General features: G+C 34.1%; 19 protein-coding genes and 1 other RNA gene. 2 read left to right on the top strand and 18 right to left on the bottom strand.

Annotated features, from left to right (window positions below; all coding sequences use genetic code 11):
* The first annotated feature begins 7 nt into the window (after positions 1–7).
* Positions 8–769, top strand: a complete 762-nt coding sequence (gene rlmB / locus A9G32_RS10070) for a 23S rRNA (guanosine(2251)-2'-O)-methyltransferase RlmB (RefSeq protein ID WP_065589205.1) — start codon at positions 8–10, stop codon at positions 767–769.
* Between the two features lie 951 nt (positions 770–1720).
* Here the strand turns inward: rlmB and A9G32_RS10060 are convergent.
* The 14 genes from A9G32_RS10060 to A9G32_RS09995 all read right to left on the bottom strand — a co-directional run bounded on the left by A9G32_RS10060 (position 1721) and on the right by A9G32_RS09995 (position 17264).
* Positions 1721–3181 carry a catalase gene (locus A9G32_RS10060; RefSeq protein WP_065589207.1) on the bottom strand — a complete coding sequence of 487 codons (1461 nt, stop codon included), beginning with the start codon at positions 3179–3181 and terminating at the stop codon, positions 1721–1723.
* A gap of 295 nt (positions 3182–3476) precedes the next feature.
* A complete protein-coding gene (locus A9G32_RS10055) occupies positions 3477–4022 on the bottom strand; it encodes a 5-formyltetrahydrofolate cyclo-ligase (RefSeq protein WP_065589208.1) in 546 nt (181 codons plus the stop codon).
* Positions 4023–4051: 29 nt separating this feature from the next.
* Positions 4052–4232, bottom strand: a non-coding RNA gene (ssrS, locus tag A9G32_RS10050) — 6S RNA.
* A 65-nt stretch (positions 4233–4297) separates the two neighbouring features.
* Positions 4298–4582 (bottom strand): cell division protein ZapA, encoded by a 285-nt coding sequence (gene zapA / locus A9G32_RS10045; protein WP_065589209.1) that lies wholly within the window; start codon positions 4580–4582, stop codon positions 4298–4300.
* Positions 4583–4589: 7 nt separating this feature from the next.
* Positions 4590–6446, bottom strand: a complete 1857-nt coding sequence (dxs, locus tag A9G32_RS10040; RefSeq protein WP_065589210.1) for a 1-deoxy-D-xylulose-5-phosphate synthase — start codon at positions 6444–6446, stop codon at positions 4590–4592.
* Between the two features lie 27 nt (positions 6447–6473).
* The gene (ispA, locus tag A9G32_RS10035; RefSeq protein WP_081296818.1) at positions 6474–7349 is read right to left on the bottom strand and encodes a (2E,6E)-farnesyl diphosphate synthase; all 876 of its coding nucleotides are present in this window, start codon (positions 7347–7349) and stop codon (positions 6474–6476) included.
* On the bottom strand, positions 7336–7581 hold the full coding sequence (gene xseB, locus A9G32_RS10030) for an exodeoxyribonuclease VII small subunit (RefSeq protein WP_065589212.1): 246 nt from the start codon (positions 7579–7581) through the stop codon (positions 7336–7338). The genes ispA and xseB overlap by 14 nt, the downstream gene beginning before the upstream one ends.
* Positions 7582–7647: 66 nt before the next feature.
* The gene (gene rmuC / locus A9G32_RS10025; RefSeq protein WP_442902830.1) at positions 7648–8940 is read right to left on the bottom strand and encodes a DNA recombination protein RmuC; all 1293 of its coding nucleotides are present in this window, start codon (positions 8938–8940) and stop codon (positions 7648–7650) included.
* A gap of 62 nt (positions 8941–9002) precedes the next feature.
* On the bottom strand, positions 9003–9977 hold the full coding sequence (epmA, locus tag A9G32_RS10020; RefSeq protein ID WP_218055886.1) for an elongation factor P--(R)-beta-lysine ligase: 975 nt from the start codon (positions 9975–9977) through the stop codon (positions 9003–9005).
* Between the two features lie 63 nt (positions 9978–10040).
* On the bottom strand, positions 10041–12401 hold the full coding sequence (mdoH, locus tag A9G32_RS10015) for a glucans biosynthesis glucosyltransferase MdoH (RefSeq protein ID WP_065589215.1): 2361 nt from the start codon (positions 12399–12401) through the stop codon (positions 10041–10043).
* A gap of 35 nt (positions 12402–12436) precedes the next feature.
* Positions 12437–13999 carry a glucan biosynthesis protein G gene (locus tag A9G32_RS10010; protein ID WP_081296817.1) on the bottom strand — a complete coding sequence of 521 codons (1563 nt, stop codon included), beginning with the start codon at positions 13997–13999 and terminating at the stop codon, positions 12437–12439.
* Positions 14000–14017: 18 nt separating this feature from the next.
* Complete coding sequence (locus A9G32_RS10005) at positions 14018–14680, bottom strand: hypothetical protein (protein ID WP_065589216.1); 663 nt, start codon at positions 14678–14680, stop codon at positions 14018–14020.
* Positions 14681–14882: 202 nt separating this feature from the next.
* On the bottom strand, positions 14883–15122 hold the full coding sequence (locus A9G32_RS10000) for a YecH family metal-binding protein (RefSeq protein ID WP_034910662.1): 240 nt from the start codon (positions 15120–15122) through the stop codon (positions 14883–14885).
* 204 nt (positions 15123–15326) lie between these two features.
* Positions 15327–17264 carry an exoribonuclease II gene (locus A9G32_RS09995; protein ID WP_065589217.1) on the bottom strand — a complete coding sequence of 646 codons (1938 nt, stop codon included), beginning with the start codon at positions 17262–17264 and terminating at the stop codon, positions 15327–15329.
* Positions 17265–17400: 136 nt separating this feature from the next.
* Here A9G32_RS09995 and A9G32_RS09990 point away from each other — a divergent pair, with 136 nt between their 5' ends.
* Positions 17401–18150 (top strand): alpha/beta fold hydrolase, encoded by a 750-nt coding sequence (locus tag A9G32_RS09990; RefSeq protein WP_065589218.1) that lies wholly within the window; start codon positions 17401–17403, stop codon positions 18148–18150.
* A 22-nt stretch (positions 18151–18172) separates the two neighbouring features.
* Here A9G32_RS09990 and A9G32_RS09985 read toward each other — a convergent pair whose 3' ends face one another.
* The 4 genes from A9G32_RS09985 to A9G32_RS09970 are packed head-to-tail and all read right to left on the bottom strand — an operon-like array spanning position 18173 to position 19952.
* Positions 18173–18508 carry a prepilin-type N-terminal cleavage/methylation domain-containing protein gene (locus A9G32_RS09985; protein ID WP_065589219.1) on the bottom strand — a complete coding sequence of 112 codons (336 nt, stop codon included), beginning with the start codon at positions 18506–18508 and terminating at the stop codon, positions 18173–18175.
* Positions 18501–18935, bottom strand: a complete 435-nt coding sequence (locus tag A9G32_RS09980; protein ID WP_065589220.1) for a DUF2509 family protein — start codon at positions 18933–18935, stop codon at positions 18501–18503. The genes A9G32_RS09985 and A9G32_RS09980 overlap by 8 nt, the downstream gene beginning before the upstream one ends.
* Positions 18919–19482: a prepilin peptidase-dependent protein gene (locus A9G32_RS09975; RefSeq protein ID WP_065589221.1), complete on the bottom strand. Its 564-nt coding sequence runs from the start codon at positions 19480–19482 to the stop codon at positions 18919–18921. Before A9G32_RS09975 ends, A9G32_RS09980 begins: the two co-directional genes overlap by 17 nt.
* A complete protein-coding gene (locus A9G32_RS09970) occupies positions 19476–19952 on the bottom strand; it encodes a prepilin-type N-terminal cleavage/methylation domain-containing protein (protein WP_065589222.1) in 477 nt (158 codons plus the stop codon). The genes A9G32_RS09975 and A9G32_RS09970 overlap by 7 nt, the downstream gene beginning before the upstream one ends.
* Between the last annotated feature and the right edge of the window lie 1003 nt (positions 19953–20955).

Genomic DNA, 20955 nt, shown 5'->3' with positions numbered 1-20955 from the left:
CAAATAAATGAGTGAAACAGTTTATGGCCTACACGCCATTGAAGCATTATTAGCACGTTCGCCAGAAAGAATTATTGAAGTATTTATTATTAAAGGGCGTGAAGATAAACGCCTTCTTGCCGTTGTGCGTCAATTAGAACAACTTGGCTTGCCTGTAAAAATTGCTAATCGTCAATGGTTAGATGAAAAATCTAAAAATGGTGTACATCAAGGTATTTTAGCCATGGTTACGCCGAATCGAGGTTATCAAGAAAATGATATACCTTTGCTCATAGAACAACAGCCAAATCCAGTTATTTTAATTTTAGATGGTGTAACTGATCCGCATAATTTAGGTGCCTGTATAAGAACTGCTGATGCTGCTGGTGTCGATTTTATTATTGTACCAAAGGATCGCTCCGCACCGCTCAATTCAACGGCACAAAAAGTTGCTTGTGGTGCAGCTGAAAGCGTGCCTGTGGTTAGGGTGACCAATTTGGCTCGTACAATGCGAATGCTGCAAGATGAGTACCAAGTTTGGATTGTGGGCACCGCTGGAGAAGCTGATAGAACGCTTTATCAAACAGACTTCTATAAAACATCAACACAGACCGCACTTGCATTGGTAATGGGTGCTGAAGGTGAAGGTATGCGTCGTTTAACCAAAGAACACTGTGATGAATTGGTGAGCATTCCAATGGCAGGAATTGTGTCATCACTAAATGTATCGGTTGCAACTGGTGTTTGTTTATTTGAAATTGTTCGGCAAAAATCAGCTATCAGAACCTAATTTAGATGGTTATAACCGTATTGGCTACCTAACTATTTAAGTTTCATACGAAATCAATAGATTAGTTGAACTTCAATACGGTTAATTAAAACAATCGTAAAAATATATTAGCAAGTATCTTTTTTATTAGCATGAATTTTTCATTTGTCTTTAAAAAATTAAATAAACAAGTGAGTATAATTTTGTCAAAAAGTTTCAGGTAACCCTACGTTTCAGTAAAAAATATTGTTTTTTAGATCGTTAAATGCTTTTTGACAAGTTGCGATCTTATTTTTATTTATACTCGTGCGTACTGCCTAATATTTTATCTATGGGGAAACATCTATAATTGCTTGAAAATACATTTCTTATATATTTTTTCAATCCAAAAAATCGTGTAATGACAGCATAATAAAATGGCTGGGTATATGATGAAATTAAGCGTGATCCATGCTGATATCAGCAAATCAATACCAATCGAATTGATTAAATAACGCTGATATAAATAAGGATATCGAATTAACCGAGGGATAATCATAAAAATAAGGCTAATTAAAATGCCAATAAGTAAACCACAAAAGACTAAACCTGACGGTTTTTTTATTTTGTTTAAAATGAAGATTGAAATAAGAATAAAACAGAAATAACACAATCCATAATACATTAAATAATAATATTCAGGTGTATGGTATTGTCTTTTGATAAAGCGATAACACCATTGATAACTTAGCAATCCTCCGACACAATTAAACAACAATATAACAATTAGATTAATGATTTTCATCGGATAATCCTTTTAACTTCAATAAGTTATATGATTTTACTGTAATTTATGCTAATAATATGTGACTTTGCTAAATTAATGAAGTGTTTTTATAAATTTTATAACGTGATCAATTTATATTTGTGTATTTAGTTACAGCCAATAATTAAAAATGCCGACTAAAATTGTCGGCATTGTTATTTTTAGTGCTAATTTTTTATTAGGTTAATATCAATGCCTAATCCTTTGGCAATTCCTGAACCATAATCAGGATGGACTTTGTAGAAGTGTTTGAGCTGTCTGATTTGAATGTCTCGATTTACGTTTTTCATAGAGCCAACGATATTATCAATAAGCAGTTGTTTTTGATCAGACTGCATTAAGTTAAATAATGCGCGTGGTTGTGAGTAATAGTCGTCATCAACACGATGATCGTGCCTGTCCATTGTGCCAGCTGGTACATGCATTGGCGGTTCGGCATATTGTGGTTGTTGTTTTGGTGCGCTATCGACGCTATTAGGCTCATAGTTAGGCGCATTATCTGGACTATAAAAGCGCATTGCGCCATCGCGTTGATAATTATGAACAGGGCATTTTGGAGCATTGATCGGCAATTGTTGATAATTAGTACCAATACGATAGCGGTGCGCATCGGCATAAGCAAAAATTCGACCTTGAAGCATTTTATCTGGTGATAAACCCGTTCCTGGCACTACATTACTTGGTTCAAATGCTGCTTGTTCAACTTCAGCAAAATAGTTTTCTGGATTACGATTCAGTTCCATTACGCCGACTTCGATTAATGGGAACTGTTTTTGTGACCAAACTTTAGTAACATCAAATGGGTTTTCAGGATGGTTGTTAGCTTGTTCTTCTGTCATTACTTGTATGTAAAGTCGCCATTTTGGATAATCTCCTCGCTCAATGGCTTTGAACAAATCTTCTTGTGCTGAATCTGGATTAGTTCCATCCATTTCTGCTGCTTTTTTAGGATGAATGTTTTTTATTCCTTGCTCAGTTCTGAAATGCCATTTAACCCAAGTGCGAACGCCATCTTTATTGATTAAGCTATAAGTATGGCTACCATAGCCGTGCATATGGCGGTAACCATCAGGGATTCCGCGATCAGAAAATAAAATAGTGACTTGATGAAGTGATTCTGGTGATAAAGACCAAAAATCCCACATCATTTGTGGATCTTTTAAGTTGGTTTTGGGATCACGTTTTTGAGTGTGAATAAAGTCAGGAAACTTTAATGCATCACGTATAAAAAATACAGGTGTATTATTGCCTACTATATCCCAGTTGCCTTCGTCAGTGTAAAATTTTACCGAAAATCCACGAGGGTCGCGGGCGGTGTCTGATGAGCCACGTTCTCCACCAACTGTTGAAAACCTTGCAAAAAGAGGGGTTTGTTTACCTATCTTAGCAAATATACTGGCGTGAGTATACTGAGTGATATCATTTGTTACCGTAAATGTACCGTGTGCGCCAGAGCCTTTAGCGTGTACACGTCTTTCAGGAATATTTTCACGGTTAAAATGGGCTAGTTTTTCAATGAGTTGATAATCATCAAGCAATACTGGACCACGAGGGCCAGCAGTTCGAGAGTTTTGATTATCGGCTATTGGGGCACCGTTATTGGTGGTTAGTTCTTTTTTTTCTGACATTGCAACACTCCTTTCTAGTATATTAAAGCGCTTTTGTAAATTAAAATAATCAATTAATTAATTTTTGAATTTAAAATTACTAAAACATATATATGGGACGGTAGTGCATAGTAAAAAGCTGGATATTGGGGGTTTTCAATACGTTAAAATATATTTAAACTCACAACATCTAAATTTATATCTATAAATTTGTGTATTCCTAAATTTAAGGTTCTCAATGGAATAATACACTAAATCATTTACTTTTTGATAATTATGAAAATTTTGACAATTTTTTAAATTGTTATCAATAAATTCAAGCGTAAATAATTTCGGGCAATCGAATATCCCAAGGTTTGTTCTCAATATGTTGGACTTTTTGGCAAGCAAAAGCAAGCCCAATTGGTAAAATTTGTTGGTTTTGATAATCTGCTAGTAATCGGTCATAAAATCCTCCACCCATTCCCATACGATAACCTCGTTGATCAAAAGCAACTAGTGGCGTAAAAACAATGTCGAGTTGATGGTAAGGAAGTACATTTAATACATTTAACTTTGGTTCTAATATACCAAAGTTATTTTTTATGAGTTGAGTTTGGCTAGTATATTTTAAGAAGAGCAAGTTTTTGGTTGCAAAAGGGTGGATAACAGGTAAATAGACGGATTTATTTTGTTGCCATAAATAGTTAATTATAGGTTGGGTTTCGACTTCGCCATCAAATGATAAAAATATGGCGATATTTCTTGCTTTATTAATCGCTTGGTGACAGGCAATTTTTTGATATATAGCGTGTTGTGCAATCTCACGTTCATCGGGAGATAATTGTCGCCGTTTTTGACGAATGATTTGCCTTATATTCATCAGTTTTCACTGTTGTTTAAAAGTAAAAGAGCGCTCCAAGATGTCGTTAGGGTCGTAACCCTTGAACCCAAGGTTCAAGGTGAACATTGTGTTTTAATTTTTAGGTTTCCTTACAAGTAAGGCATACACACCAATTAAAAGTCACTCCGTTCTTAAGTTTAGAATATCGGCTCAGGGGACTAACCCATATGGCGATCATCTCAGAGTCGTATGCTATAATACAAAATTTGACGGATCATACAATACTATTTGTATTAAATTTACAATTCAAGTAGTTAATTATTAGGATTTAGGGCAGAATCGAGTAATTGTTGTAACATTTTTAACCGATCGCCAAATTCACTGCTTTTTTCTTTTTCTTTTGAGAGTTCGTAAGAAATGTTTAGAGCGGCAGTCATAATAAGTTGATCACTGCCAACATGTGGAGACTTTTCTCGTAAATTTGTTAAGCGCGCATCTAAATCTTTTGCGGCATTGTTAAGTGCGTCGACTTCATCAACAGGACAATTAAATTTTAATGTTCGTCCAAAAATTTGAATAGTGACAGCTTGAGTTTCCATATTTAACCTATTGATTCATAAAACGATTAATTTTATCGATAATGTGTTTTTTATCTAGTCCTATTTCTTGCCTTATTTCGCTTTGAGAGCCTTGAGAAATAAACTTGTCAGGGAGTCCAATATTTAAAATATCACATTTTATTTTTTTCGATAATAAATATTCACAGACGGCGCTACCTGCTCCGCCTTTGATACTGTTTTCTTCGATGGTGACAAGTATATTATGAGTTTGGCTAATGTGCAAAAGGACTTTTTCATCTAATGGTTTAACAAAACGCATATCGATAACTGTAGCATTGATTTGTTCTGCAGCTTGTAAAGCTTCGGTAAGTAAAGCGCCAAAATTTAGTAAAGCAATATTTTCACCTTGCCGGCACAATTTAGATTGTCCCAAAGGAATTGCTGTTAATGGGATTAATGGCGTTCCAGTGCCTTCACCACGGGGGTAACGTACTGCTGCAGGACCATTATGTAAATAGCCTGTGTAGAGCATTTGTCGACATTCGTTTTCGTCACTCGGTGTCATAATGACCATATTGGGTATGCAGCGTAGATAACTTAAGTCAAATGCACCTTGGTGGGTTTCGCCGTCGGCGCCAACAATTCCTGCACGATCGATAGCAAACAATACAGGTAAGTTTTGAATAGCAATATCATGAATTACTTGATCATAAGCGCGTTGCAAAAAAGTTGAGTAAATAGCTACAACAGGTTTTAATTCACTAATTGCAAACCCAGCAGCAAGGGTTACCGCATGTTGTTCGGCTATTGCAACATCAAAAAATTGGTCAGGATAACTATTTGCAAATTTTGTCATACCTGAACCTTCTCCCATTGCTGGGGTTATTGCCATTAAACGTTTATCATTTTGCGCCATTTCGCATAACCAATCGCCGAATACTTGCGAATATGTTGGCGTAACTTTTTGAGTAGTAGGTAATATGCCATCATTTGGATTAAATTTTGGTACACCATGCCATAAAGTTGGATCTTTTTCAGCTGGTGCATAGCCTTTGCCTTTTTGTGTTATTACATGAAGCAGTTGTGGACCCTTTAATTGGCGAACTTTTTGTAAAGTTGCGACCAATCCATTAATATCATGTCCATCAACAGGACCTATATAATTAAATCCAAGTTCTTCAAATAAGATAGCCGGTGTGACCAATCCTTTTAAGTGTTCTTCAGTTTTTTTAACAAGTTCTTTTAATGGTGGAATATTAGCTAATATCCGTTTGCTATTTTCCCTAAAAGATGTATAGGCTTTACTTGATAAGATTTGAGTTAGATGTTGGTTAAGTGCTCCAGTATTTGCAGAAATTGACATATCATTATCGTTGACAATCACTAGCATATCTGGCTTAACATGACCAGCGTGATTCATTGCTTCAAATGCCATACCAGCAGTTAATGCTCCATCACCAATAATGGCAGCTACTTTTTTACCTGATTGTTTTTTTTGTTCGCTAATTGCAATACCAAGTGCTGCACTAATTGAAGTTGAAGAATGACCTGTGGTTAGCACATCATATTCACTCTCATTACGATGAGGAAATGGATGAAGTCCCCCTTTTTGACGAATAGTGAGCATTTGGTCTCGTCGACCAGTCAAAATTTTGTGAGGGTAAGCCTGATGACCAACATCCCAAATAATTTTATCAAAAGGTGTGTGATAAACATAATGCAAGGCTGTTGTTAATTCAACCACACCTAGTCCCGATGCTAAATGACCACTTGATTGACTTACGCATGCGAGTAAATATTGTCTAAGCTCGTGACAAATAGACGATAACTGTGACTGAGGAAAACGTCTTAGATCCTCAGGCGAGTTTATTTGTTTTAACAAAGGGTAATTATCTAAATTCATTATGTAATGCTGTATTTTAGCTAGTTATTAACTATTGCGATTAATAATATAACCAGCAAGTTCCTGTAATGGCTGATTATTATAAGGTATTTGTTTTAGACTATCGATAGCTTGCTGATAGAGTTGCTGGGTTAGTTTTACTGCGCTATCTAGCCCAATTAATGCAGGGTATGTACTTTTTTCATGAGTAAGGTCTGAACCTTGTGGTTTACCCATAATAGATTGCTCGCCAATGATATCTAAAATATCGTCTTGAATTTGAAATGCTAGCCCAATTGCTTCAGCATAGCGATCGAGTATTAGCTGATAAGGTTTAGCTATTTCACCGCATGCAAAAGCACCCAAACGGATTGCCGTTTTGATCAATGCTCCTGTTTTATAACAATGTATTTTTTGCAAATGTTCAAGACTAATTGATTGATGTGTGGCCTGTAAATCAAGCGATTGGCCAAGGCACATGCCATTAACACCACTGGCATGGGCAAGTTCAGTTATCATATTAATTTTAGTTTCATCATCGATTAATTTACTTTTTGCTAGCATTGAAAAGGCTAAACTTTGTAAGGCGTCACCGGCAAGTATTGCTTGAGCTTCACCAAATTGGATATGGCAGGTTGGTTTGCCGCGGCGTAAGTCATCATTATCCATGGCAGGTAAGTCATCATGAATTAATGAATAAGTATGAATTGACTCAATAGCGGCAGCGGCTTCATCTAATTTAGAAAGAGGGCAATTAAACATTTGTCCAGTTAAATAGACTAAAATAGGTCGAATTCGTTTTCCACCAGCTAGCAAGCTGTACTCCATTGCTTGTTGAAGTTGAGATGGTTCAATTTGTGAAATATAGGTGGTTAAAAACGAATCAATTCGTTCTTGTAATGGCTTTAAACTATTCATTATCATCATTTGAGAATTCTGACAGTTCGGCGTCACTATTTTCAGATAATAAAATCTGAATGCGTTGCTCAGCTTGCTGTAACTGTTTTTGTCCTGCTTTTGCTAATTTAATCCCTTTTTCAAACTCATTTAGCGCTTCATCTAATGGTAGATCGCCGTTTTCTAATTGAGTTACAATGGTTTCGAGCTGTTTAAGTGTCTCTTCGAAACTTACTTCTTTGTTTTGCTTTTTTGCCATATTTAATTCCCCTTTGCGTGCGATGAGTATACACTTATTTCCAATAATCGTGAATCTGGGTTTTATTTATTTACTCTCATTTTCGTTATTCAATTCATCGATTGATAATAAGGTAATATCTGGATTAATCGGTTTTTTAACTTCGATACCCATTTCACGAAATCGTTCAATTTGTCCAATTACATTGCCACGACCTTTACATAATTTGTTCATGGAATTTTGATAGGTTTGTTGAGCTTTGTCTAAACAACTGCCCAAATTTTCCATATCTTCAACAAAGCCACGCATTTTGTCATATAATTTGCTTGCTCTATCGGCAATAAGTTCAGCATTACGATTTTGATATTCAAATCGCCATAAATTATGGATAGTTCGTAATGCAACTAATAAAGTAGTGGGGCTTACTATCATAATATTACTTTTCAGCGCATCGTTAATTAATGTTGGGTCATTATCTATTGCACTTAAAAATGCTGGCTCGACAGGAATAAACATCAAAATATAATCTAATGAATTAATGCCAATAAGTTTATGATAATCTTTTTGACTAAGTTGTTTTAAATGGTTACGCACAGCCGTTAAATGTTCGGCCATTGCTTTTGCTTTAACGTTTTCGTCATCACTATTAAAATGGCGTTCGTAGGCAACCAAGGTCACTTTTGAATCAATAACTACATCACCCCCTTGCGGTAAGTGAACAATGACATCGGGTTGTAATCGTTGATTGTTTTCGTTGGTTAGATTAACTTGTGTTTCGTACTCATAACCTGAACGTAATCCTGAATTATCTAAAATTTGACTTAAGATAAATTCTCCCCAGTTTCCTTGGGTTTTGTTATTGCCTTTTAATGCATTGGTTAGATTGGTTGCCTCTTTGCTCATTTGTGCATTAAGCTGTTGCAAATTACGAATTTCATGGGTTAATGTGTGGCGCTCTTTAGCCTCTTGCCCAAAACTATCTTGAACTTGCTTTTTGAAGCCTTCTAACTGTTCTTTAAGTGGTGAAAGTAAAAAATCAAGGCTCTGTTTATTTTGTTGTTCAATCTTTTTACCACTCTGTTCAAAAATGCGATTAGCTAGGTTTTCAAATTGAGTGGTAAGTCGTTGTTCACTTTGTTCTAGTATAGTTTGACGTTCTTGTGTTGCACTTAATGTTTCTTCTAAACGCGTTTTGAGTTCACTAATTTTAACATTCTGCGCTAGATTTTGTTGTCGATACTGCTCTAATTCATGCTCAAGTTGTTTTACTTGAATTACTAAAGTTTGGTTTTCTTCCTTTTTTTGAATTAGTTGTAGATCGAATAGTTGCTGTAAATTATTAATTGTTGATTGAGATTTTATAGCAAATACAAATAACATTAAGGCAACAATCCCAATAATAATGGCAATCCATTCGGTTAATCCTAAAGCATTGAACATAATTAAGCCCTTTCAAAAGTAAATGACATCACATCATTCAAGCTATTGCAATTTAAGGCAAGCATAATTAAACGGTCTAATCCGACAGCGACTCCAGCACAGTCTGGTAGCCCAGCTTCCATAGCGGCCAGTAATTCAATGTCAATATTCTGAGCTGGTAAGTTTTGATTAGTACGATCTAAATTATTTTGTTCAAAACGCATTCGTTGTTCTTGTGCATTAGTCAATTCTTTAAAGCCATTAGCAAGTTCAACACCTTTGTAATAGAACTCAAAACGGCTAGCTACACGATGATCTTCTGGGCTAATAGCGGCTAATGCAGCTTGTGATGCTGGAAAGTTAAATACAGCAATAGGCTTGTCTTGACCAATATGTGGTTCAACGCCGAAAGTGAATAAGCATTGTAACAATCCATCTTTATCATAATTATCTGTGTTAAGTCCGATATCAAGCTGATTTGCTGCATTGACTAAGGTTGCGTGATCGGCTTCCAAAGGATCAATATTAAGATGCCTTTGAAACGCTTTTTGATAAGAAATACGTTCAGCAGGTTCACAATCTAATATAGTTTGTAATAGATCATCGACTTCATTAATCATTTGCATCATATCAAATTGGATGCGATACCATTCTAACATGGTAAATTCAGGGTTATGATAACGGCTGACTTCTTCATGATTACGAAAACATTTACACATTTGATAAATTGGTCCACTACCAGCAGCTAGTAAGCGTTTCATATGATATTCAGGGCTAGTAATTAATGACATGTTTCGCCCTTGTTGATCATCGATTTCACCAGGCTTTAAAAATTTAGTGTGAAAAGAGCTTAAATGTACGTCTGTTACTGCATATTGGCTTAAGGTAGGTGTTTCGACCTCTAAAATACAGCGATCAGCAAAAAATTGACGAATTAGAGAAACAATTTTCGCGCGCTTAAGTAAATTATTTATAGGTGCAGAAGGTTGCCAAGTCATAAAAATATCCATGGATTTTGATTAGTTACTAAAAGAAGTGAAATAGGGCAAAAGCCCTATTTCTTATTGCTGGCGTTCATTTTGCCATATTGAGAACAAATTGTCGTATTTTTCTTGTTGTTGCCAAATATGACGATGTAATGCGGAAAGAATAATTGGGTCTTCTAAAATCGCTAACTGCTTTTCTTTACTCATTTTTTCTAAGTCTATGTGTTGATATTGTTCAATAAGCTCATTGCGTTTTTGTTGGTTTTTATTATTAACTCTATGTCTTGAAGTCGATAAAGCGCAAGTTAGCGCATTATATATAGGATCGACCAACGCCATAACAAAACCATGCTCAACAAATGCAGTTTCAGTTTTAATTAAATATTCGCCTGTAAGAGTAACAGCTCTTGTAGGATGCGTTTCTTCAGGGGTTAAAAATAGTCCTGCTTTTTTTGCCTTCATGCCGATACTTGAAAGCCCAGATACTCTAATTACTAAAGGTGAAATGGTTAAAGGTATTAATATGGCTATATACCAATAAGTAAATTGTGGATTTAACCAGATAATTACTCCTAACCAGATAATACCTAATAATGACAGTGGCCAACAAAAATAAAATGACTCCCCCCATGTTAGAGCGTCGTCACTTCGGGATGGTGACTTCCATTGAATTTTACTGCCCATCCATGCTTTAAGTACAAATTTACTATGAAAGATCATGCGTATTGGCGCTAAAATCATTGACCAAATCATTTCAATCAGTATTGATAAAGTTAATTTAAATATACCGCCAACATCTTTTGCCCCAGTTCTGGCTATAATAATACCGTAGCTGAAGAATTTAGGTGCAAACAGTAAAACCATTGTGGTTGATAATAGTTGAATGGCTAATTGTTCATCCCACCTTGGCCAAGTCGGATAAAATTGGTTAGGTTGGAAGAAATATTGAGGCTCAGAAATATTAAACACCAATAATAATAGTGTCGAAAATATTAAAAATACTAGCCACAATAATGAAGAAATATAAGCCATGCCACTAGTTGCAAACATTAAACGATGGGTCAATTTAATACCGCTTTTGAAGATTAGCCTTAAATTAATTAAGTTACCCATACACCAGCGATTATCACGTTTTAAATCTTCAATCATATTACCAGGAAGCTCTTCATAACTTCCATTCATATTATAAGCAATCCATACGCCATAACCAGCACGACGCATAAGCGTCGCCTCAACTAGATCATGCGATAAGATATGAATTGGACCCTTACGTTTTTGCAATGGAGATAATATGCAATGCTCAATAAAAGGTTTTAAGCGAATCATTGCATTGTGACCCCAATATTGTGCTTCGCTTAGTTGCCAAAAGTGTGTGCCAGAGCAAAATATATCACTATAAATCTGATTGGCAAATTGTTGAATACGTCCATAAAGCGTGGTCATTCTGACTGATTTTGGCGGTGATTGTAAAATACCTGCTTTAGGTGTCATTTCCATCATGGCGATCATTTTTAAAATACAATCGCCTGTCATGATACTATCGGCATCAAGGATCATCATGTATTCATATTGGTGCCCCCAACGACGGCAAAAATCATCAATATTACCACTTTTACGTTTTACTCGGCGTTTGCGATGGCGATAAAAAACGTTGCAACCATTGTTTTGTTTTGCTGCATTAAATTCAGCCCAAGCTTTAAGTTCGTTCACATATAGATCGGGATCGTTAGTATCACTTAATATATAAAAATCACAACAAGCTGCGTGGCCTGTTTCAGCTAAAGATTGATAAGTTGCTTGTAACCCAGCAAATACTCGAGCAACATCTTCATTACAAATTGGCATAACAAGAGCGGTTCGATGGTTTGTATTGATATGCGACGCTGGTTCATTGGGTATAGGGATTGTGTAACGGTCTTTACCCATGACGGCTAAAATTAGGCCCATAATGCTGGTCCAAAATCCAATGGAGATCCAACAAAACAAAATAGCAAACAGGATAATAATCGCCCCTTGTATGATATAAGGTATTATGCTGTAGATGGCTAATTCAGGATTGATATCCCAATTAGTCATAAAATTGATTTTTTGCCAACTTTGGTATGGTAATAAAGAAGATAGATAAGTGGTTCCATAATATGTTTGTACTACAATCAGCGCAAACATAATAAAGCGTCGAATTATAGCTAAAATATTAAAGTTATGTTTTGACTTGGCAATATAGCGCTGGTTCCAGATTTGAGGTTGAATTGGAACGCGTTCAACTTCAGGATAACTTGGTTGTTGTTTTCGGTCATCAATAAAAGAACTAGTATCGCCAATCTGATTTAAGCGATATTTTAAGAACTCAACATCATCAGGTGATGTTGTATTATTTTCATATTTTTGACGCCAAGCTTCAGCATCAGGTAGATTTGTAAAGTAATCTTTTTTCATATTTTTATCTTATAATAATAATGACTATTACATTACTATTGTGCTGGGTATTGCCCGCTCCAAGTTTCAGAAATCACTTCATTGGTTGCTTGTGAAGCGAGTTGTACACGAATATCGGTTGCTTTTTTATTGTCTTCAACGTTGAAGCGAACAATGACTCGCCAGCCTTTAATTTCTGGATTGTATTGCACTTCAGAACTTAATATAGAGCCATTATTAATACTTGAAATGACTTTAACTGGTGATTTTTCTGATAACTCAGGCCCAGCAAAGTCAATTACATAGGCATTAGAACCATCAAGTTTACGAATTAAATTAGCTTGTTTTATATCGCCTAGAGATAAACGCGTACTAACTGCCCTTGCGACATCATTCGGGTAACGCTTATTTTCATTTAATGAATAATGTAAGCGGTATTTAATATCAAGCACATCGCCTGCTTTGTATTGTTTTTGAGGTACCCAAAACGCAACAATATTGTCGTTAGTTTCGTCAGCGGTAGGGATTTCAACTAATTCAACTCGGCCTTTTTGCCAATCACCTAAAATTTCAGTCCAAACGCTTGGGCGTTTTTCATAGTGATCATCGAGATCTTGATAATCATCAAAACCTTTATCACGCTGAATTAAACCAAAAGCTTTTGGGTTTTCTAGACTATACGATGAAAAAGATAGACGCTTAGGATTATTTAATGGACGCCAGATCCACTCGTTATTATTAGCTAAAATTGATAGACCATTAGAATCATGCATTGCTGGACGATAATTTAGTAATGGTGAAGGTTGATTAGGTCCAAATAAAAACATACTGGTTAATGGTGCAATACCTAATTTTTTTACCGAATTACGGAAAAAAACTTTTGCTTGCATTGTGACAGTAGTATCAACACTAGGAACAAGTGTAATTTTATAAGCGCCAGTGACACTTGGTGAGTCAAGTAAAGCATAAATAATTAAGTGTTTTTGATTGGCTTGAGGTCTTTCAATCCAATACTCTTTAAATCGAGGGAACTCTTCACCCGACATTTCGCCTGTATCAATGGCAAGTCCTCTTGCTGAAAGACCATAATGTTGATCTTTACCCACGGCACGAAAATAACTACCGCCGAGCGCTGAAAATATTTCATCGTCAGTTTTTGTTGGGTTATTAATTGGATAATGGACTTTAAAACCAGCAAAACCCAAATTTTTAGTGTCTAGTTTATCAAGATTGATTTGGCTTAAATCAAAATAGCTAGGGTCATATTGGATTGGATTAACTTGATTATCAACAATTTCATTAATTTTTATTGGAACATCAAAGTACATGCCTTCATGATAAAATTCAAGTTTAAATCGGCTTTTTTGATCACCCCAATAAGCTTTTTTATGATTAAATAGAATTTTTTGGTAATCAGCAAATTGTAAAGATGCTAATTCATTAGGAATATTTTTAGATGGTTGAACATAAGCCTTTTTAGATAGTTTTTCAGCTTTTTCAACTACATCATCAAGCGAAAAAGCCCATGCAGAAAAACTAATACAAGTAGCTGAAGCTAAGCAAAGCACCTTGCAAATTAAAGTTTTATTAAACTTATGAATTGGAAATAAATTGCACATAAAAGACTCGCGTTAGTATTATCTAAAAATATTGAAATAATTGATAATATTGTTTTTTGGATCATCTAAGCATTTCTCAACGTAATCCACTTTCATTTCTTGAAGAATGCTTGGGTTTTCGTTTATTAGGAAGTAAGAATAGTCATCTTTAGTAATCTTTGCTTTTAAGGATGAGATATCTTGTTCTGACATTCTAAATTGTGGTCGAAAATATTGTGTTATTTTTGCATTATCTTTTGTATAAATTGCTGCAACGAAATCAGCTGAATATTGGCAATAACTTTTTATATTGTTTTCAGTTGCTTTTATTTTACTTAGTTCCATATTATGTTCGGCTTGGTTTTCCTCAACTACTTTTTTGAGTTGCACATGATACTTTAATTTATATAGTTCATTTAAATAAAAATTCAATACACAAGAGGAGAGATTATTATTGCCTTTACAATTTAGAATACCTTGTTTAATAATGTAGTTATCGAAGTTTTTATCACCAACAAACCGAATTAGTTGATTTTTAGCATCAACAACATAAGGGTCGTTAGTTTCAGTTTGTTGTTTTAATAGAGATAGTTGCTCTGTTTCGGAAATTGGTTCATTATTTTTTAAAGGTAAATTTTTTTTTGCACAACTTGTGACAAGAATAGCGACAAAGGTGCATATAAGGATATTACTTACTTTCATTTATCAAATTCCATGAGCATATTCTTTAGGTTAATTTTAAAGCGAGCAACTTTGCCACTAATTTAGTCACGTTATTAGTAACAACAGCCACTTATAACGATTATTGTTATAGCGCAAAATTATATACTCTTATTAATTTAAAAAACACTAGCAGATTAAATTAAATTTATAAAAATTGTACTTTATATACGGTCATTTTTCTCTAATGTTTGCATATTTTTTTATTATCGACCGTAAATTTAGTTTCATGATCAACTGAGGGTTTAAATTTCCCCTTTGCTTTTAAAAAAGCGATTAGTTGCTCGGCATTCATGTTGGATTTTGAACAAGTATGAAATATGGCATCTTCTCCAAACTTACTTTTGATAGCATCAAGTAAAGAAGATTCGGTATAATTGTTTCCATTCATCATATGCAATACTTCGTGTCCATGAATTGACATTATAGCCTCCCTGAATTATTGTTCATTTTAATGATTAATTCATTATTTTTAATCCCGAAAGATAACAGATATTTTTAATAAGAAAAAGAGGTTTGATATTAAAAATATAATAAAGTTTTAATTATTCCCCCTGATTTACATCGGGGGAAGAAATAACAGCAAAAAAGCTGTAAATTCAAGCAAGAATAATCTTTCTTTTATTTTTTAATTGTTGGCCAATTTTGTAATGATTGATTGATTTTCGCTTTTAACCTGGTGAATAACAACAGATATAGTATCAGCAAGTTTATAGCAAACCTCATCTTTAATTTTGATGATTCCTTCCTCAGGTAACGAGATAATTTCTTCCTTGACTGAGTGAATCATTGAAAGTGGCATAAATGCAAAAGCGCCTATATCACATAAACGAACTCGAGCACCACCACGATTGATATCGATAATTTCAGCAGAAAAACTTTCACCTACTTTATTTGATAAGTATTGAGCATAAAGGTTTTCAGCCATATCACGTTCTGCATAGCGTAATGTTTTGCGTCTTTCATTCATGTTTTTTAATTGATCTTTATCGGGTGCGACTAATTCTTGTGATCGGATAAATGCTTTGATTAATCGATGGTTGACCATATCACCATATTTACGTATTGGTGAAGTCCATGTTGCATAGGCATCAAATCCCAAACCAAAATGTGGTTTAGGTTCAGTTGAAAAATCAGCAGGGCTTTGGAACTTACGAAGTTTTGTGGACAAAAATGGAGTGTTGTCGATTATACGACGCAACTTTACGTAACCATCAAAAGATAATAATGATTCTTTATCAAATTCAGTGATTCCGTTATCATTTAAAAAAGTCGCTACTTGTTCAATATATTTATTATCAAAACCTGAATGAATATTAAAAATTCCAAAACCAATTTTATTTTTTAATTGCAATGTTAAAGCTTGGTTAGCTAAAACCATGACTTCTTCTACTATTTGATTTGCAATCCGACGAGACTCTTTAATTATTGATTTAACTTGGCGATTTTCATCAAGTTCAAAACGATAATCTCCATTATCTTTAAAAACTAAAGCATGATTTTGCCGCCATGTCATACGAATTTTTGCTAAGTCAGCTAAATGTTTAAGTTGCTGTTTAATAATTGGATTGTTAGTTTCTAAATCTTCATTATTTTCTAAAAAATTAGAAACATTGTTATAAGTTAATTTAGCTTTTGATTCAATCCAAGCTGGTATAAAAGTGATCTCATCGCTATTAATATTGCCCGTTTCGTCAATACCCATTTTACATATCATTGCTGGACGTTTTTGATTTGCTTTTAATGAACATAAATCATTGGCAAGCTCTTTGGGTAGCATAGGGATATTAAAATCAGGCAAATAAGTGGTAAAATTTCTGATTTTGGCAATACGATCAAGTTCGCTATCTTGTAATACATAAGCGGTAGGATCGGCAATGGCAACCGTCAATTGATAATCTCCTTGTTCACCTTTTGATATCGCAATAGCATCATCCATATCTTCTGTATCTTCGCTATCGATGGTGAAAAAGTTAACATCGGTTAAATCTTGACGGTTATCAAGTTCAGTACCGTTAATTGATAATGAATCGAACTGTGGGGCGTGAGTTTCTAAATCGTAGCGCGCTAACGTTTTTAGCCAAAGTCGATAAGGTGAATTACTTTCAGCAACAAAATGAACAATTTCGGCAAGAAATTGATTCCGTTTTTCTTGCAAAGGGTGAGAAACAAGCGTTGCCACAACCCAATCGCCTTCTTTTAGTTTTTCGCTAACTTGCTTGTTTATTTTGCAACGAATGGCTAGATTAGTTGACATATTTTCAGGATAAATAACCATTGTACGATCTTGAAAGCCTATTTTGCCAATAAATTTTTGCAATGCACTTTCAATTAATGATTCAGGTTCAAAAGACTCTTTATCGTTATTACTTATAACTGTCCCTGATACCTTATCACCATTGCAAACTCTTTTCATTTTAGCAATAGGGATGAAATAACTTTTTTTATTATCAACATCTAAAAAACCAAATCCTTTTTCATGAGCTCTAATAGTGCCTTCAACGCGTGGTGTTTGCTCATGGAGTTCTTGTTTTAATTGTGCAAGTAGAGGGTTATTTTGAAACATATGGCCTAACACTAGTTAAAAAGTTGGTGTTAAATTCTATCATATTTATGCAAATTGTGGTTATTGAATTAATCGGTGATGGTATTGAAAATAGACGTATAATAATGCCATTTAAAATAATTGGTCGAATTAAAGTATGAAATTAAACTATAAATTACAGGGTGATGGACAGCCGATAGTGTTTTTACATGGGGTATTTGGGAGTTTAGATAATTTAAATATGTTAGCGAAGGATTTTGTGCAGTATTATCAAACCGTGCAAGTTGATCTGCGTAATCATGGGCATTCCCCTTGGTCTGATAAGATAACTTATCAAACTATGGCTGAAGATGTAGCTGAACTTTGTTATGATTTACAATTAAAAGATATAATATTAGTTGGTCACTCAATGGGGGGGAAGGTTGCTTTGCAATTATCGCAAATGCTTTCAGATTCTATCCAAAAAATTGTTGCTATCGATATTGCGCCTATAAAATATCACCGTTCGTCCAATGCCACTATTTTAAGAGTGTTAATGTATTGCCTTAGTAACCAAATTACCGATAAAAAGCAGATCATCAATTTAATGGAACAAGTAGGGATTAACATGCCAACCATTCTTTTTTTACTAAAATCGTTTAAGAATGATAAATGGTTGTTTAATATTGAAGCAATTAATTCACAATATGCTCATATATGCGATTGGCAAAATATCTCTCCTTGCTTAAAACCCACGTTATTTATTCGGGGAGGTAACTCTACTTATATTACAAATGAAGCTTATCCAGCGATTTTCGAACAATTTCCTAATGCAAAAATTGAAGTAGTTGAAGGTGCAGGGCATAATGTTCACGCTGAAAAAACGTCACAAGTTTTGCAACTTCTACATAACTGGATAGAGGAATGAATGGTATTTAACTTGTAAATATTTAGAGTGAATAACAAAATAATCGTTGCTGCTTGGCAACTTGTTTGTTAGGTGCATTAACCGTTATAACAACCATTTTACACTGAGTATTATAAGTTTTACTGGTGAGCTTATAATACCAACCAGAAGGAATAATTTGGTTTGTGGTATAAGGGTAGCTATCAAGTAGCTGAAAAGCAATTTTGTTGGCACGTAAGTAGTTTGTAAAGTAGTGATGTTTATAAAACAATGCTTGTTGGTAATTAACAAATCCTAACATAATAATTGAAAATAATAGCGTTGCTATCATAACTTCAATTAAACTAAAGCCAGCTATTTTTTTCTTTTTGTTATTCACAATAAATAGCCCTTTTTTCTGGGCAATAATCGAGCCAATGACCTTTTTCAACAATCAATCGATTATTATCAAAATGTGCGAGTGTATATAAATAGAAGTCTTTAGCTTCGCCCCTTACTAACACATACTTATCAATTTTTAATAAAGACTTTTTTATACATGCTTTTAATTGATAAGTGGGTTCAGTCATACAATACCAATTTGTTTTAGGAGTTTGCCAATTTTGGGTTATTGCCCAAGTTAAAGATGAACTAGCTTGATTAAATTGTTGATAGTATTGACTTTCCATTAAGATAGTTTTTTGCCACGAGGCAATAAGGACATTAAAACCAATTAATAGCACCAATCCCACAACCATCAAAATAATTACCATTAAAATAGTGCTAAACCCAGACGAAGTATAAATTTGTTTAAAATAGGTTTTCATTTTTGATTATTTCAGTTATGTGATAATTAATCTGCTTGTTTTTTCTTAATTCAGCAGTAACAGATAGACTAATGGCATCGGGTAGCTGTTTTATTGTAAAATTGGTTACTTTGATTTCGTTTGAATCAAATAAGTTTTCCCATTTAGTTCCAAAACAATCTATTGCTCCTGTTTTATAGGCTATATTGTTTTCTTTATAGCGATAGGTAAAAACATCTGACTTTATAGGGGAAAATTTGTCCCAAACCCAAGAATTGCGAATTTCGCTATCGTATCGAAGAACAATACATTTTCCTTGTTTATCGATTTTAATAGCTTTAGCTGTTATTTTTTTTGGGGCATTAGCAATAAAACCAGCTCGTCTTATGTCTTTTTTCATACCAGCTAATCCAAGTTCAATTGCCTGTTGTAAACGTATTTTTTGATAATATTGCATAATACTTGTTTGTAATTGAATGTAAAACGAGGTTATACCCATAAAAATTAGACTTGATAATATTAAGCTAATAAGCATTTCAAATAAGGAATATCCAGATGCTTTTAACATCGAGGTAACCCTGTTATATAGCTATTTTCTGCACAGAATCGAATGCGTCCAAATAAAGAAATAAAAATCCTGCTAGTACCTATCTTATTTTTTAATTGGAAAGACATTGTTTGTGCTAAGTTACGGCGTCCTAAAATTAAGGCATCTTTATTGTTTGATAGTTCACTAATTTCAACAGAATTATCAGGTTTGATATAATAAAGCACTCCCTCGCTGCATGAGGCAGGTTTTTCATCGCGAGTAATTGCAATGCACCATGGTGAAGTAAATTGATGAATAATGTAATTCTCATTTTTAATCGACGCTTTTATTTGAACTTCATACAAAAAATAAGCTAACTGTTTGGTTGTATAAGCTAATTCATTACGCAGCTGTTGCTCTTTCCAATGCTCAACGCCTATTGTGACTAAAATAGCACTAATACAAATAGTTATTAACAATTCTAGTAATGAAAATCCCCAATTTTGCATAATATTGTCTTGGTAACTATCACGATAGTTGCAGAGTACATTTTAATTAAACAATTGGTTATTTGACATTCTAGATTTGTGATACATTGCTCAAATAAATTGTGCTTTTTTCGTTAATACTTTGCTTTTTGTTTTGATGAAAAGTTTATTTAAAAATTACGTCAAAAAGCGGTTGGCAAGTATATTGATTTTACTAAGGTTTTTATTTTGTTTTTCCTGGATTCAAACATGAAGTGCAATTTTAAACACGGTGGAGTGAAGAAAGTAGAAAGGTGATTTATACTAGCACCTTCGCACCATCACAGTTTGGAGATTGCTATGTATTATAATCACCTTTCTAGGAAGGAAAGATACTAGATTTTTGTATTTATAACTATACACAATTTCTATTGAACTCACACACAAGAAAACGGCATAAGTTTAAAAGCCCTGTCGTTTTTTATTCTAAGCGTTAAGACGAATTACACTTCATGGTGCAATCTAGGAACTTAACAAAAAAATTAAATAAAATCAATGTTTCACCTGAGCGATTTTAGAGCAAAAAACACATCGATAGCTCCACAATATTAATAAGTTTGCTTTATCACAGCATCAAAATATGCCGATAATGAAGTAAAGCTAGCACGCCAAACTGGGCTGTTGGGCGTGTTTGTGTTTTAGATGTTATCAGCAATATTAATCATTACGTAAAAGTCAAAAAGTCCTAAAGGTAACACCATATTTTTATTATAAAATTCACCTATCTATAAAACCGAATCGTTTTCATCTTTACATTTCTTTACAAAAAATCCGTCAAAAAACTAGCCAACTATTTCTAAAACGGTTATACTTTAACCGTTTTAGAAAGGTAAGCTTATTAAATAAGCGAATAATTATAAAAAATCGAAATAAAACAAAATATTACTTGACAGGTGGAGCAAAATGCAGTACCATTTTAGGCACAAGGCACAAGGCACAAGCACTGGCAAACTTATGTCTTAAATTTATCAAATAATCCTATTCG

It is taken from the genome of Gilliamella sp. Gris3-2 (assembly GCF_001690345.1).
GTDB classification, from domain to species: Bacteria; Pseudomonadota; Gammaproteobacteria; order Enterobacterales; family Orbaceae; genus Gilliamella; species Gilliamella bombi.
This window is presented reverse-complemented; position numbering and strand designations above follow the sequence as displayed.